The sequence below is a fragment of the Pantoea sp. SOD02 genome (assembly GCF_024707505.1).
In the GTDB taxonomy this organism is placed as follows: Bacteria; Pseudomonadota; Gammaproteobacteria; order Enterobacterales; family Enterobacteriaceae; genus Pantoea; species Pantoea symbiotica.
This window is the reverse complement of record NZ_CP102604.1, coordinates 1,787,762-1,801,960: the sequence shown is the minus strand read 5'-3', so window position 1 is coordinate 1,801,960 and position 14,199 is coordinate 1,787,762. Positions and strand designations below refer to the sequence as shown.

Sequence of the window (14,199 nt, the reverse complement as noted above, 5' to 3'; positions counted from 1 at the left end):
CCCGGCGTGATGTCAGACCCACGTTGTCGGAATGACGCCAGGAATGTAAAGCGGCGATGATAATAGCAGCTTTCGCCGCCGATCAAAACCCGTGCGGAAATTCGCTAAGCTAAAGAGAAATAAAAAAAACCGCTGCGAGGCACAGGCCTGGCAGCGGTGATTCACATCCGTCTCGCTTACATTGAGTATGAGAGCTGGATCGTGGTTTTGGTATCGGTACGATCCGGCGCAGATTCTGGCGGATTGTTGTTCCAGGTCACGTTGTAGCCCAACTTCAGCGCGAAGTGCGCATTGATGGCCACCTGCAGTGCAGTCTCTGAGTTCAGCGTGGTGTCTTCACCGAAGCTGCTCAGCACAGAAACACCCTGGATAAATTTGGTGGTATCTGTCAGCTGCCATTGATAACTCACTGCACCATAACCCAATGCTTTGGTTTCATGGCCGCCTTCATGGAAATCGTCGTAACGCACACCCGGACCGAATTCAGCACGCAGAGAGTGAACTGGACCGTTAAGGATCTGACGACCGTAACCGGCGGTCAGTACATCGCGTGAGTCATAACCGTTGAAACGGTCGCTCAACCAGCTCGCCTGACCAAACAGGTAATCGGCGCTGTTGAGGTTATAACGGCTACGGCCACCGATGTTGTAGGTCTCAGATGAACGCTCATCGTTAGAGGAGTTGTTCGAGGCGTTACCCCACAGGCTCAGTGCGGTGTTGGTTTGGTACCACGTCATATTGGTAGCCGCACTCAGCGAAGAACTGGTGGTGTTACCGGTTTGAGCCAGGTAACCCGCTGACGCACTGCCTTCAAACGGTTTTTTCGCCGTTGAAGGGTCATCCATGGAGGTGAAAACGGCGTTATCTGCAAATGCCTGGTGACAAAATGCTCCAGCAGAGAGCAATAAAACAGCGGACAGCTTGTTAAAGGCTTTCATTAAAAGTAACCCGTACGACAGTTTAAAAAACGAAGAGTCTGAAGCGTTTCTCCGGTCAATCAATGCAATTTACCGTAAGTTTTGTAAAAAAATATGTACCCGCAAAAAAAGCCAGGAAAGTCGCTGGACCGCTCTTTTAATGGGACTTTTCCCATTTTCGTTGCGCATTATAGGGGGCAATTACTTAAATAGCAGCCCAAAAACCAGAAGAATTTTCTGAACTTTTTTGACAGAGCTTTACCTGCCATTCCTGCTGATGAATCGCCTAAAATTCGCTCTATCCTGCCCGCTGGTCTACGCTGAAATCTGTTCGATAACAATGAGGTGAATAATGAGTGACCATGATGTCAAACGTTACATTGTCACGCTAAAGTATCAGGAAAATGGACTTGGCGACTTGCAGTCAGTGAATAGCGCCATGATCAATGGCGGATATAGCACCACGTTAAGTGATGATGAAGGTCATCCGCATGAGTTGGGCACTAACAGTTTCGGCATTGTCAGCGCGTTAGAAGAGCATGAAGTGGCGGAGCAGGCCGCGGGATATGCGCAAATCGCTCTCGAACACAAACCTGAAGTCACCGTCACCACGCTTGAGGCATTTTTGAAAGAACAATCCTGACGCAGTGCAAAAAACGGCATCGACGCCAGGTTTGCTCAGGTTTTGCGCGTTACAATCGAACTCACGCAGCGAACAAAGAGGATTACCCGATGTGGTCAGCCATTAGTCGTCTGTTAAGCGAGTACGCCGGTGATGCTGAAATCATCGACCGTCAGGAACTTCCCGGTGGCGATGTCCATCCTGCCTGGCGTATCCGCTATGGCGAGTTAGATGTGTTCGTCAAATGTAACACCCGCGACATGCTCACCTTGTTTAGCTGGGAAGCCGATCAACTCGACCTGCTGGCGCGCACGCAAACCGTTCGCGTACCGAAAGTGTATGGCGTCGGCAACGATCGTGATACCAGCTTCCTGCTGCTGGAATATATTCCGCCTCAACCCTTTACCGATCAGAGTGCCTTCCAGCTCGGTCAGCAATTAGCACACTTGCATCAATGGAGCGAGCAACCGCAATTTGGTCTTGATTACGACAACAACATCACCACCTCTCCTCAGCCGAACAGCTGGTTACGCCGCTGGTCAGTGTTCTTCGCAGAGCAGCGCATCGGTTGGCAGCTGCAACTGGCTGCGGAAAAAGGCGTGCATTATGGCGATACCGAGCTGATTGTCGATTGTGTGCAGCGCACGTTAGCCAACCATCATCCGCAACCCTCTTTATTACACGGCGATTTGTGGCCCGCCAACTGCGCTGGCAGCGCAACCGGTCCGTGGCTGTTCGATCCCGCCTGCTATTGGGGCGACCGCGAATGCGATCTGGCGATGCTGAGCTACTACGCCGATTTACCGCGCCAGATTTATGATGGCTACCACGCGGTTTGGCCACTGGAGGACGGATTCTCACAGCGTCAGCCGGTTTATCAGCTCTATTACCTGCTCAATCGCGCCAATGTGTTCGGCGGCAACTGGACGGGCGAAGCGCAGTTCGCCATCGGCCAGTTGTTAGATGAAGATGTGTTGGGAGAACGTCAGGCCAGACCGGCCTGACGCGTTACAGCATGCCGAGCAGCTTCAGCACAAAGTAGCCGGCAATCGCGATAATAATCGGCAAAATGTAGAGCGGAAAAATCTGCAAGAAAATGGTGTGACGCGGCATATGGATTTTCTCTTCCAACTGCGCTCGCGTACGCCCTTCACTGCCTTTGGCTTGTTCCATGATCAGCTGATCTTCAATGCCCTCTTTAATATGGCGCGACTGACGCCACATCCGCGCACCCGAAGCTTGCAGCGCAATGCCGACAAAAATCAGGATGTAGATCAGCCAAAAGCCGATATTCGCGCCGCCATTAAACTCCGGCACCGGCGAGTTTTGCCAAAATACATTGAGGAACGGCGTATTGAACTTCACCATGTCGACCATAACATGGACAAAATCGAGCATCACGGCATCAATGCCTGGCTGCTTTTCACTGTGCTTAAACATAAAGCCCAGCAGCGAAATAAGGGTGGATAACAGTGCTGGTATAAAAATCACCCAGCCAGCCACTCGCTTAAGGATGGCGATGCGGCCAGCCTGTTGGTAAGTCATGGTGTCTCCCTAAACCGATAATAGTTTTGCCTAAGTCTACCTGCACTACTGCAATTTTTCCTGAAAAATGCGTGGCCTGCCGCAAGTCGGCTTTCTCCGGCACTCGTGCTAAGGTAAGCCAAATTTCCAAGGGAGCAGTTGTATGTCATATCGTCGTCCTGTATTGGCCGCCATCTTTGATATGGACGGATTGTTGATCGACTCAGAACCGCTGTGGGATCAGGCGGAATTGGATATCTTCGCCAGCCTTGGCGTTGATATCACCCGGCGTCACGAGTTGCCCGATACGCTGGGTCTGCGTATCGATCAAACCGTGCGCATGTGGTTTGAAGCGCTGCCGTGGAACGGTCCGGATCAGCAGGAAGTCACCCAACGCATCATCGCCCGCGCGTTGGCGCTGGTGGAAGAGACGCGTCCGCTGCTGCCTGGCGTGGAGCAGGCGCTGCAACTGTGCCAGCAGCAAGGCTTGAAAATTGGCCTCGCCTCCGCCTCACCGCTGCATATGCTGGAGCGCGTGCTGGAGATGTTTAATCTGCGCAAATACTTTGATGTGCTGGCGTCTGCAGAAGCGCTGCCGTACAGCAAGCCACACCCGCAGGTCTATCTCGACGCCGCAGCCAAACTGGGTATCGATCCGCTCAACTGCGTAACGCTGGAAGATTCCTTCAACGGCATGATTGCCACCAAAGCCGCACGCATGCGCTCGATAGTGGTGCCAGCGGCCGATCATCGCGATGATGCACGTTGGTCACTAGCCAATGTGATTCTTGATGATTTAACCCAGCTCAAACCCGAGCATCTGCACGGTTAACCGCAGCCCGCTTATCGCGGGCTTTTTTGTGCAATTTGATCGCACACGCAAATAAATAAAACATCGTTTCATTTTTATTGAATTCACATCTCATCCTACTTAAGATGCCCAAAGACCCGCATCGGGACCACTTCCTTTGACTCTTGAGAGGCCTGAGATGGACATTCGTCAAAGCATTCATAGCGAACATGCCAAAACGCTGGACACTGACGGCCTACGCCGTGAGTTTCTTATCGACAAGATTTTCGACGCCGACAATTACACCCTCACTTATAGCCATATCGATCGCATCATCATCGGCGGCGTAATGCCGGTGCAGAAATCCGTGACCATCGGCCATGAAGTGGGTAAACAACTGGGCGTCAGTTACTTCCTCGAACGCCGCGAGCTCGGCGTAATCAACATCGGTGGGCCGGGACTGATTGAAGTGGATGGCAGTACCTGGGAAATCGGTAATCAGGAAGCGTTGTATGTCGGACAAGGCGCGCAGAGCGTGATTTTCCGCAGTAGCGATGCCAATCATCCGGCGAAGTTTTACTACAACAGCGCGCCGGCACACACTCATTATCCGGACAAAAAAATCACCCTCGCCGAAGCGGTGAAAGCCACGCTGGGCGACGCGGCCACCTCGAACCGCCGCACCATCAATAAATTCATCGTGCCCGACGTGTTACCAACCTGCCAGTTAACCATGGGATTAACCCGCCTCGATGACGGCAACCTGTGGAACACCATGCCGTGTCACACCCACGAACGCCGCATGGAAGTCTACTTCTACTTCGATATGGCCGACGACAGCGCCGTGTTCCACATGATGGGCCAGCCGCAGGAAACGCGTCATCTATTAGTGCACAACGAGCAGGCGGTGATTTCACCGAGCTGGTCGATTCACGCGGGCGTCGGAACGCAGCGCTATACCTTTATCTGGGGCATGGTGGGCGAAAACCAGGTTTTCGATGACATGGACCACGTCGCCATCAGCGCGCTGCGCTAACAAGGAGCGAATCATGATACTTAACGCATTTAGTCTTGAAGGCAAAGTCGCACTGGTCACCGGTTGCAATACCGGTTTAGGACAAGGCATGGCGCTGGGTTTGGCGCAGGCAGGTTGTGACATTATTGGCGTCAATCGCGCTGGGCCAGATGATACGCAGGCAAAAGTCGAGGCGTTAGGCCGCCGTTTTTGGTCGATTCAGGCCGATCTGACTAAACCGTCCATCGTGCCGCACATTGTTGAACAGGCGGTGGCGCATGCCGGCCGTATCGACATCCTGGTGAATAATGCCGGCATCATCCGCCGCGAGGATGCACTCAACTTCAGCGAACAGGATTGGGATGATGTGATGAACATCAACAGCAAAAGCCTGTTCTTCCTGTCGCAGCAGGTCGCGCGTCAGTTTATCGCGCAAGGTAACGGCGGCAAGATCATTAATATCGCCTCGATGCTGTCGTTCCAGGGCGGCATTCGCGTGCCTTCTTATACCGCATCTAAAAGCGCGGTGATGGGGTTAACCCGCCTGATGGCCAACGAATGGGCCAAGCACGGCATCAACGTTAACGCCATTGCGCCAGGCTACATGGCCACCAATAACACTGAACAATTACGTAGCGATGAGTCACGCAACGAGGAAATTTTGGGCCGCATTCCATCGGGTCGCTGGGGCGTCCCGGACGACATGATGGGCCCGATTGTCTTCCTCGCCTCCAGCGCCTCCGATTATGTGCAAGGTTATACATTGGCAGTCGATGGTGGATGGTTAGCGCGCTAAGCTAACCCGTTCTTTTCCCGCGTCATTGTGACGCGGGAAAGTGAAAAATATTAACGCTTCGTTACAGCGTCACCATTCTCATTCACTGGATAAATCCCTATACTGGATGCATCGACAGTTTTATGCAGCCAGGTTTCATCATGACGGCCGAAGGCCATATCATTTTTGCCATTGCCAGCGCCATTTTTGCCAAGCGCGCGGAGCTGACGCCAGTTTTGGCCAGCGCCGATTGGTGGCATTTAGTGCCTGCTGCGCTGTTAACCTGCCTGCTGCCTGATATCGATCACCCTAAATCCGTGTTAGGCCAGCGATTAAGGTGGCTGTCGCATCCCATCGCCCGCGCCTTTGGTCATCGCGGCTTTACCCACAGTTTGCTGGCGGTAGCGGTGAGTTTGTGGCTATTCCAAATCAATGTGCCCGCCGACTGGTTTCTGCCCGCCGATGTGTTGCAAGGTATGACGCTCGGCTATCTCAGCCATATTGTCGCCGATATGCTAACGCCCGCTGGCGTGCCATTGCTGTGGCCTTGCCGCTGGCGCTTCCGTTTGCCAATCCTCAATAGCCAGAAAGGTAATCAGCTGGAGCGCGCACTTTGCCTGGCGCTGGTCGGTTATGCGTTGTGGTTCCCGCCCGGTATGCCCTCTTTTGGTGCCAACGGCTGGCCGGAACAACTGTTCAATACGCTACAAAATGGCGTCGGTCGGTTGGTTAATAGTCAAAGCGGTCAATAACCAGTCGAATCAAGCGATAAAGTTATAAAACATTCTTTTTGGGTATAAGCCCGCCCCACGCTGAACTGATAACATTCTAAATATTCCCTAACGGGGACTTACTGTTTTACGTGCCATCCCAGGGCGATGGCACGTCACACTCTGGAGTTGAGCATGGATTTTCCCCTCATTATTAATATCGTGGCGTTTATCGCGCTGCTGATTCTGTTGAATCGCATTGGCAACCAAAGCTGGAGCCTGTCAAAGCGCGTGTTGACCGGATTAGTATTCGGTGTGGCCTTTGGTCTGGCGCTGCAAACAATTTATGGCGAGAACAGCCCAACCGTGAAAGCGTCGATTGGTTGGTTTAACATCGTCGGTAACGGCTACGTGCAACTGCTGCAGATGATCGTGATGCCGCTGGTGTTTGCCTCGATCCTGAGCGCGGTCGCGCGTCTGCACAATGCCTCATCGCTGGGTAAAATCAGCGTGCTGACCATTGGCGTACTGCTGTTTACCACCGCCATCTCCGCGCTGGTCGGCGTGCTGGTGACTGGCCTGTTTGGCCTGAGCGCGGAAGGTCTGGTGCAAGGTGCGCAGGAAACCGCCCGTCTGAGCGCGATTCAGAGCAACTACGTAGGCAAAGTGGCTGACCTCAGCACGCCGCAGCTGCTGCTCTCCTTTATTCCTAAAAACCCGTTTGCCGATCTGGCAGGCGCCAATCCAACCTCGATCATCAGCGTAGTGATTTTCGCCGCCTTCCTCGGTGTTGCGGCGCTGCAACTGCTGAAAGATGACAAGGTAAAAGGCGAGCGCGTGCTGGTGGCGATCGATACTCTGCAATCCTGGGTGATGAAGCTGGTGCGTTTGATCATGAAGCTGACGCCGTACGGCGTACTGGCGCTGATGACCAAAGTGGTGGCCGGTTCCAACCTGCAAGACATCATCAAGCTGGGTGGCTTCGTGGTGGCTTCTTATCTCGGTCTGGCAATCATGTTTGCCGTGCACGCGCTGTTGCTGTCGGTTAACGGCATCAACCCAATGCGCTTCTTCCGTAAAGTGTGGCCGGTGATCACCTTCGCCTTCACCAGCCGTTCCAGCGCCGCCAGTATTCCACTGAACGTGGAAACGCAGACGCGTCGTCTGGGCGTGCCGGAATCGATCGCCAGCTTCTCGGCGTCGTTCGGTGCCACCATCGGTCAGAATGGTTGTGCGGGTCTCTATCCGACCATGCTGGCGGTGATGGTTGCGCCAACCGTGGGCATCAACCCGTTTGACCCAATGTGGATTGCGACGCTGGTGGGTATCGTGACGCTGAGTTCTGCTGGTGTGGCAGGCGTCGGCGGCGGTGCAACCTTCGCTGCACTGATTGTGCTGCCTGCTATGGGCCTGCCGGTGACGTTGGTCGCGCTGCTGATCTCCATCGAACCGCTGATCGATATGGGCCGTACCGCGCTCAACGTAAATGGTTCAATGACCGCCGGTTCACTCACCAGCCGCTGGCTTGGATTGACCGACAAAAAAGTGCTGGAGAGCGACGAGCACACCGAACTGGCACACCGCTAACACTCCTCAATACCACAACGGCAGGCCAATTGGTCTGCCGTTTTTTTATGCCTGTAGGGTCGCCATTCATGGCGACCTCCCACCATTTCCTCCCCAATTCCACCCAATCATGGCGCTAGCGTCAGGAAAACGTTAAGCATGGTAAACAGAGGAAAAATCAGCTGCTTTTCGCTTGAGTTTTCGCTCAGGAAGGCCAATTCTGCTGTCAGTCACAGCAGGAGAATCACCGATGAAAACAGTTATCGCCTCGGTGCTGGCGTTAACCTTATTAACACCAGCAATCAGTTTCGCCCATCCCGGCGGTTGGGGCCCCGGTCCAGGTCCGCATTGGGGTGGAGGTCCACATTGGGGCGGTCCCGGCCCGCTGCGTTTCTTACCGGAAGCGGCAACCGCAGTGTTGCTGGGCGGCCTGACCTATTACATGCTGAACGGCAACTACTATCAGCGCCAGGGCGACACTTATGTGGTTGTACAGCCGCCTGAAGCCCCGCCGGGCGGCGGAATGCGCGTGCTGGATTTCAACGGCAAGCGCTATTACGTGCAGGAAGGCCATTACTACCAGCGCGAGATCGATGGTGATTATATCGAAGTGCCGCGTCCTTACGGTTTATAAGCGCCACAACGAAAAACGGCCCGTCAATGACGGGCCGTTTCTTATTCTGCTGCGATTACTGAGCCGCTTGCGGATCGGTATCGTAGTCTTTACAGCTCTGGAAACCATAGTTCATGACGCGACCGGTATCGTTATAGCTAACGAAATAGGTCTGCGGTTTGCCGTCGCGCTCGCCAATCACGTAAGTCTGGCAAGTACCGCGGGCGTGAACCATGGTAATTTCAGTAGATGCTGGACCGGCAATCTGGCGAACCTGATCGCGCGTCATGCCTTTCTTCACATCCTTCACAACCGGCTTGGTTACGTAGCTTTCAGCTTTGTCATAAGTCGTACAACCAGACAGGGCTGCCAGCGTCATAGCGGCAGCGATACATCCCATCACTTTATTCATGTTGTTGTTCCTCGTTTTTTGTCCATGTGGAATAAGCCTGGAACATAAATCCAGATTTATCAACTTTATGGGACAAATTCAGCCAAATTCCGAAGCGTTAGGATTTGGTAAAAATGCTGTGTTGATGCGCTACGGTTCGTATAATCACCCGCGAAAAAATACCTATAGCAATGAATAAAGACAGAGGATTAATGACACCTGCACCTTCTAATCGGCTGGTTTATGCCATCACGCTGGGCTTGCTCGCTGCACTCGGGCCACTCTGTATCGATCTTTACCTGCCGGCGCTGCCGGAACTGGCGCGCGATCTGCACACCGAAACCGCCACCGCGCAGCTGAGCCTCACCGCCGGCTTGCTCGGTTTGGGTGCCGGTCAGTTGCTGTTTGGCCCAATGAGCGACAAGTTTGGTCGCCTGCGTCCGCTGCTGTTATCGCTGGTGCTGCTGTTTATTGCCTCGATTGGCTGTGCGCTGGCAAAAGACATCAACTCGCTGTTAGTGGCGCGTCTGTTTGAAGGATTGGCGGGCGCAGGCGGCGCGGTGCTGTCGCGTGCCATTGCCCGTGATATGTACAGCGGTCATGAACTGACGCGTTTCTTTGCATTGCTGATGCTGGTCAACGGTTTAGCGCCAATTGGTGCGCCGGTGCTGGGCGGTGCCTTGATGACAGTGCTCAACTGGCGCGGCATTTTTGTGGTGCTTGGCTGCATAGCCATCGTGTTGATCTTTCTCGCCCGTTGGAAATTACACGAAACCTTACCGCCTGAGCGCCGCAGTCAGGGCTCGATCTTTTCTACCTGGGCGGCGCTCGGCCAGGTCGTCACTCATCGTCAGTTTATGGGCTTCTGCCTGACGCAAGGTTTTATGATGTCCGGCATGTTTGCCTACATCGGCGCGTCGCCGTTTGTACTGCAACAGCTGTACGGCCTGACACCGCAAGCCTTCAGCTTCTGCTTCGCTGCTAACGGCCTCGGCCTGATTATTGCATCACAAACCAGTGCGCGCCTCTGTCCGCTGTGGGGTGAATACCGTGTGCTGAAAGGCGGCCTGACGCTGGCGTTTGTCGCTTCGAGCTGTTTGCTGCTGGCGGGACTGACAGGCGCCGCGCTGCCGATTCTGCTGGTCGCGCTGTTCTTCACCATTGCCAGTAACGGCGTGATTGCTACCACCGCTTCTTCGCTGGCGATGCAAAGCCAGGGCCAGCGTGCGGGCAGCGCCTCGGCGGTGATTGGCGTGTGCATGTTCACCTTTGGTGCCATCAGCGTGCCGATCACCGGCCTGGGCGGCACCTCGGTGGCGAGCATGACCGGCACCATCTTTGGCTGCTTTATGCTGGCGATTGTGTCGTTCAATTTGCTGGTGCAGAAGGCAAAAAACGCCTGATTTGCCAGCAAATAACCTGAACAACAAGCCGTGCGGCTTGTTGTTTGTGGGGAGAGGCGTTAGCTTTAGCAGATGATTCGCATTGTGCCGTCAGGCTACTGACTTGAGGAGAGGTTCATGTCACTGCAACAGGAAATCATTGAAGCCCTTGGTGTAAAACCGGTTATCGACCCGCAGCAGGAGATCCGCGTCAGCGTTGATTTTCTGAAGTCTTACCTGAAAGCCCATCCCTTTTTGAAAACGCTGGTGCTCGGCATCAGCGGCGGCCAGGATTCGACGCTAACCGGCATTTTGTCGCAAACCGCGATTCGCGAACTGCGTGAAGAGAGCGGCGATAACGATTACACCTTTATCGCCGTGCGTTTGCCGTATGGCGTGCAGGCCGATGAGCAGGATTGTCAGGACGCGCTGGCGTTTATCCAGCCGGACCGCACGCTGGTGGTGAACATCAAAGAAGCGATTCTGGCCAGCGAACGTGCGTTGAAAGACGCAGGTATCACGGTGTCGGATTTTGTACGTGGCAATGAAAAAGCGCGTGAGCGCATGAAAGCGCAGTACAGCATCGCCGGCATGACCAAAGGCGTGGTGGTCGGTACTGACCATGCGGCAGAAGCGATCACCGGTTTCTTCACCAAGTACGGTGACGGCGGCAGTGACATCAACCCGATCTTCCGTCTGCACAAAGGCCAGGGCAAACAACTGCTGAAAACGCTGGGCTGCCCGGAGCACCTCTATCTCAAACATCCGACCGCCGATTTGGAAGATGATCGTCCCGGCTTGCAGGATGAAGTGGCGCTTGGCGTAACTTATCAGCAAATCGATGCTTATCTGGAAGGCAAAACCATCGATGCCGCTGCAGCGAAAACCATCGAAGGCTGGTATCTGAAAACCGAACACAAACGTCGCCCGCCGATCACCGTGTTCGACGATTTCTGGAAACCGTAAGTTACGCAAGTGCGCATAAATGCGCCCCGCCAAATCACCGTAGGGTCGCCATTCATGGCGACCTAATTCAAATCAGAACCTAAAGTGGCGAGAAAAAGCGCAGTTTGATACACTGGATAGACAACCAGTAATTGGAGTGTGCTTTGGTCAGACGTGCAGCCAGCCACCGCCTCGATTTCGATGCGGCAGCAATCTATCAATACCCCGAACATTTACGTCAGTGGCTGGAAGGTCTACCCAACCAGCCGGGCGTCTATACCTTTCACGGTGAAAGCGAAAAGCTGCCGCTGTATATCGGCAAAAGCGTTAACCTGCGCAGTCGGGTGATGGCGCATTTCCGCACGCCGGATGAAGCCAAAATGCTGCGTCAGGCGCGACGCGTCACCTGGATTCCCACGGCTGGCGATGTCGGCGCACAGCTGCTGGAAGCGCAGATGATCAAAACGCAACAGCCGCTATTTAATAAGCGCCTGCGTAAGAATCGCCAGCTCTGTTCGCTGCAGCTGGGCGACGGTGCCCCGCAGGTGGTGTACGCAAAGGATCTCGACTTCTCGCGCTCGCCCAATCTTTATGGACTGTTTCGCAGTCGCTTTGCGGCGCTGGAGAAGCTAAAAGCCATCGCCGATGAGCAGCGTTTGTGTCACGGCTTGCTGGGCCTGGAATCGTTACGTCCGGGACGCGGCTGTTTTCGCGCCGCCCTGAAACGCTGCGCCGGTGCCTGCTGCGGTAACGAATCGGTTGCTGAGCATCAGCAGCGCTTGCATGCGGCGTTAGAGCAGATGCGCATTCAGTGCTGGCCGTGGCAAGGCCCGGTTGGCATGGTGGAAACGGGCACGGACATTACACAAATTCATGTGATCGATCACTGGTTCTGGCTGGGATCGGTAAACAGTGAAGCCGAAGCACGCCAGCTGCAGCGCGCCTCGCACGGCTTCGATCATGACGGCTATAAAATCCTCTGTCGTCCGCTGCTTTCTGGCGTGTTCCCGCTGATCGAGCTGTAAAAACAAAACCGCCGAGGTTGCCCAAAGCATCAGATGCGATGGACAACCCCGGCGGTCTCTATTCAGTTAGCGAAAGAACTTATTCAGCATCAGCCGGCGGTGGCGTCATTTTGCCATCGTGCGGGCCTTTCTCGGTTAAGCGCTTCTCAAAGTTGGCGTTGTACTGTTTCTTCTGCTCTGGTGTCAGCACGTTGTAGATCTTGTTCTGGGTTTCCATCATCTGCAGCGCGCGGTCTTTGGCGTTCGCTGTCATCTTCTCAGCCTGCGCTTCGGCTTTCGCACGGTCGAAGGTATCGGAAGCGATGATGGCATGGTCAGCACGACGCTCTTCCAGCGACGGGCGTTTCATATCTTTGTGACCATCACGCAGAATAGTTTTGATCTGCGCTTTCTGCGCGTCGGTCAGGTTCAGACCTTTAAACATCATCTCCATACCGTGATGGCGCATCGGCGGCTTGTGCATCGGTTTTTCGCTGCCTGCTGGCGGCGGAGTCAGGTTGTCTGCCGCTGCATGGACGATATTTGCAGCACCAAGAGCCATTGCGGTAGCCAGGAACACAGAAGTTAATTTACGCATAATATTGTCCTTACTTATCAGTTTAATGACGACAGCCTGTGTCGCGTCTTCGGAAACAAGCATACGACGCTGAACGTCAACTACTCAGAGGCTGAGTAAAGCCCTGAAAGCATAAAAGACAGAGATCAGGCAATCATGGAGAGAAAGAGAAGAAATGCGTGAGGAATTGCAAAAGTTTATGACAATCAAGGGAAAAACGCAGGAATTAAGGAGGAGTGTAACGGTATTGTCGGTTTTCAGGAAGGGAAATGTCGGCGATTAATCCCGTTACGCACCTCGTCCATTGTAGGGTCGCCATTCATGGCGACCCACTACATAAAGATCACAACGCCAGCGCCTGCGTCTGTTCATTCTCCTCCACCAGCATCAGCCCGGCGCGCAATCCCGGCGCGACATTCGGATTCGGGAACAGTACATACTCGCGTGCCTGCTGCACGTAGTAACGCCGATCGCCCTCTTCCGCCAGCAGCGTGCCCTGCGGGAAAGCGGTGAAGTTCAGCGTCTCTGGCCCCATGTGCAACACAAACTTATCACCGTGGCGGGTCAGCTGCTGCGCCACGCGATAATGACGCGGCTGCTCGCGCACCTCCGGCAAGGTCTCGCCATACAGCAACGCCGCCAGCGCCCGTTGCACGCCGCTAAACTGACTCAAATCGTTCTCACCAAACGGCAAAGCCTTGCCAAGCTCCAGCGTACAGCTCGCCGCATTATGGTGCTCGCAGCTGTAATGGGTGAAAGTGCCGCCCGGTGAACGATGGAACACCAGCGCTTCCATCTCTGCCGCCGCCAGCCAGTGCATAAACTGTTCGGGCCACGGATTGGGATTCAGCGGCATCACGCCAAAACGCGCATGATACGAGCCGCGAATCGCCGTATGCAGATCGAGGTGCCAGCGCACTTCGTGATCGAGACAGGCACGCCAGAAACTCTCCAGCTCCTGCTCGAGCTGCAGCACACGCTGCGCTTCCGGTACATCAGCCACCTGCTGCCAGCGGCCACCAAACAGGCGGTTGATATCGTATTGCTGGTAGCGCTTGCCGCTGCGCAACGCGGCGGGATTACCTAAAATCACCAGCAAACGCACCGCCAGCGGTTTCTCGCCTTTCAATAATGGCGTCAGCAACAGATTGAGAATCTCAACCGGCGCGGTTTCGTTGCCGTGAATGCCCGCAGAGAGCACCAGCGCCTGCTGCGTGGGCGTGTGCGGCGTAAGGGACAGAAGTCCCTCGTTATGCCATTGCCAACTCAGATGATCGTTGCTGCCCTCTCTTTGCTGTGGCGGCTCACCAGACAAGGTCTGCTGTAAAAAATCCTGCATGTTCACTCCTTTTTAACGACGTGGGGCGA

16 protein-coding genes are annotated in these 14,199 nt (G+C 54.5%); 11 read left to right on the top strand and 5 right to left on the bottom strand.

Annotation, left to right across the window (positions count from 1 at the left end):
• Positions 1-176: 176 nt before the first annotated feature.
• Positions 177-938, bottom strand: coding sequence for a YdiY family protein (locus tag NR302_RS08405; protein WP_008102936.1), 762 nt, complete (start codon positions 936-938; stop codon positions 177-179).
• Positions 939-1,269: 331 nt separating this feature from the next.
• Here NR302_RS08405 and ghoS point away from each other — a divergent pair, with 331 nt between their 5' ends.
• Both ghoS and NR302_RS08395 read left to right on the top strand, forming a co-directional pair.
• Entirely contained in the window at positions 1,270-1,560 is a 291-nt protein-coding gene (gene ghoS, locus NR302_RS08400) for a type V toxin-antitoxin system endoribonuclease antitoxin GhoS (protein WP_154194123.1), read from the top strand.
• Between the two features lie 89 nt (positions 1,561-1,649).
• The gene (locus tag NR302_RS08395; RefSeq protein ID WP_258144987.1) at positions 1,650-2,543 is read left to right on the top strand and encodes a fructosamine kinase family protein; all 894 of its coding nucleotides are present in this window, start codon (positions 1,650-1,652) and stop codon (positions 2,541-2,543) included.
• Positions 2,544-2,547: 4 nt separating this feature from the next.
• Here NR302_RS08395 and NR302_RS08390 read toward each other — a convergent pair whose 3' ends face one another.
• A complete protein-coding gene (locus NR302_RS08390) occupies positions 2,548-3,084 on the bottom strand; it encodes a YniB family protein (RefSeq protein WP_008102926.1) in 537 nt (178 codons plus the stop codon).
• 142 nt (positions 3,085-3,226) lie between these two features.
• On the opposite strand from NR302_RS08390, the gene hxpB reads away from it, so the two are divergent.
• The 6 genes from hxpB (at position 3,227) to NR302_RS08360 (ending at position 8,553) form a co-directional block, all read left to right on the top strand.
• Complete coding sequence (gene hxpB, locus NR302_RS08385) at positions 3,227-3,895, top strand: hexitol phosphatase HxpB (RefSeq protein WP_258144986.1); 669 nt, start codon at positions 3,227-3,229, stop codon at positions 3,893-3,895.
• Between the two features lie 157 nt (positions 3,896-4,052).
• Positions 4,053-4,889 (top strand): 5-dehydro-4-deoxy-D-glucuronate isomerase, encoded by an 837-nt coding sequence (kduI, locus tag NR302_RS08380; protein WP_258144985.1) that lies wholly within the window; start codon positions 4,053-4,055, stop codon positions 4,887-4,889.
• A 13-nt stretch (positions 4,890-4,902) separates the two neighbouring features.
• On the top strand, positions 4,903-5,664 hold the full coding sequence (gene kduD / locus NR302_RS08375; protein WP_258144984.1) for a 2-dehydro-3-deoxy-D-gluconate 5-dehydrogenase KduD: 762 nt from the start codon (positions 4,903-4,905) through the stop codon (positions 5,662-5,664).
• Between the two features lie 140 nt (positions 5,665-5,804).
• A complete protein-coding gene (locus NR302_RS08370) occupies positions 5,805-6,395 on the top strand; it encodes a metal-dependent hydrolase (protein ID WP_258144983.1) in 591 nt (196 codons plus the stop codon).
• Positions 6,396-6,548: 153 nt separating this feature from the next.
• Positions 6,549-7,940, top strand: coding sequence for an L-cystine transporter (locus NR302_RS08365; protein ID WP_258144982.1), 1,392 nt, complete (start codon positions 6,549-6,551; stop codon positions 7,938-7,940).
• A gap of 229 nt (positions 7,941-8,169) precedes the next feature.
• Complete coding sequence (locus tag NR302_RS08360) at positions 8,170-8,553, top strand: DUF6515 family protein (RefSeq protein ID WP_258144981.1); 384 nt, start codon at positions 8,170-8,172, stop codon at positions 8,551-8,553.
• Positions 8,554-8,608: 55 nt separating this feature from the next.
• On the opposite strand, the gene osmE is transcribed toward NR302_RS08360, so the two are convergent.
• On the bottom strand, positions 8,609-8,944 hold the full coding sequence (gene osmE, locus NR302_RS08355) for an osmotically-inducible lipoprotein OsmE (RefSeq protein ID WP_007892614.1): 336 nt from the start codon (positions 8,942-8,944) through the stop codon (positions 8,609-8,611).
• Positions 8,945-9,135: 191 nt separating this feature from the next.
• Here osmE and NR302_RS08350 point away from each other — a divergent pair, with 191 nt between their 5' ends.
• The 3 genes from NR302_RS08350 to cho all read left to right on the top strand — a co-directional run bounded on the left by NR302_RS08350 (position 9,136) and on the right by cho (position 12,275).
• A complete protein-coding gene (locus NR302_RS08350) occupies positions 9,136-10,326 on the top strand; it encodes a multidrug effflux MFS transporter (RefSeq protein ID WP_091003186.1) in 1,191 nt (396 codons plus the stop codon).
• 117 nt (positions 10,327-10,443) lie between these two features.
• Positions 10,444-11,271, top strand: coding sequence for an ammonia-dependent NAD(+) synthetase (gene nadE, locus NR302_RS08345; RefSeq protein ID WP_008102906.1), 828 nt, complete (start codon positions 10,444-10,446; stop codon positions 11,269-11,271).
• A 143-nt stretch (positions 11,272-11,414) separates the two neighbouring features.
• The gene (gene cho / locus NR302_RS08340; RefSeq protein ID WP_258144980.1) at positions 11,415-12,275 is read left to right on the top strand and encodes an excinuclease Cho; all 861 of its coding nucleotides are present in this window, start codon (positions 11,415-11,417) and stop codon (positions 12,273-12,275) included.
• Between the two features lie 79 nt (positions 12,276-12,354).
• On the opposite strand, the gene spy is transcribed toward cho, so the two are convergent.
• Together spy and astE are read right to left on the bottom strand one after the other, a co-directional pair.
• The gene (gene spy / locus NR302_RS08335; protein ID WP_061716717.1) at positions 12,355-12,852 is read right to left on the bottom strand and encodes an ATP-independent periplasmic protein-refolding chaperone Spy; all 498 of its coding nucleotides are present in this window, start codon (positions 12,850-12,852) and stop codon (positions 12,355-12,357) included.
• 322 nt (positions 12,853-13,174) lie between these two features.
• Positions 13,175-14,170 carry a succinylglutamate desuccinylase gene (gene astE, locus NR302_RS08330; protein ID WP_154152517.1) on the bottom strand — a complete coding sequence of 332 codons (996 nt, stop codon included), beginning with the start codon at positions 14,168-14,170 and terminating at the stop codon, positions 13,175-13,177.
• Positions 14,171-14,199: the final 29 nt, after the last annotated feature.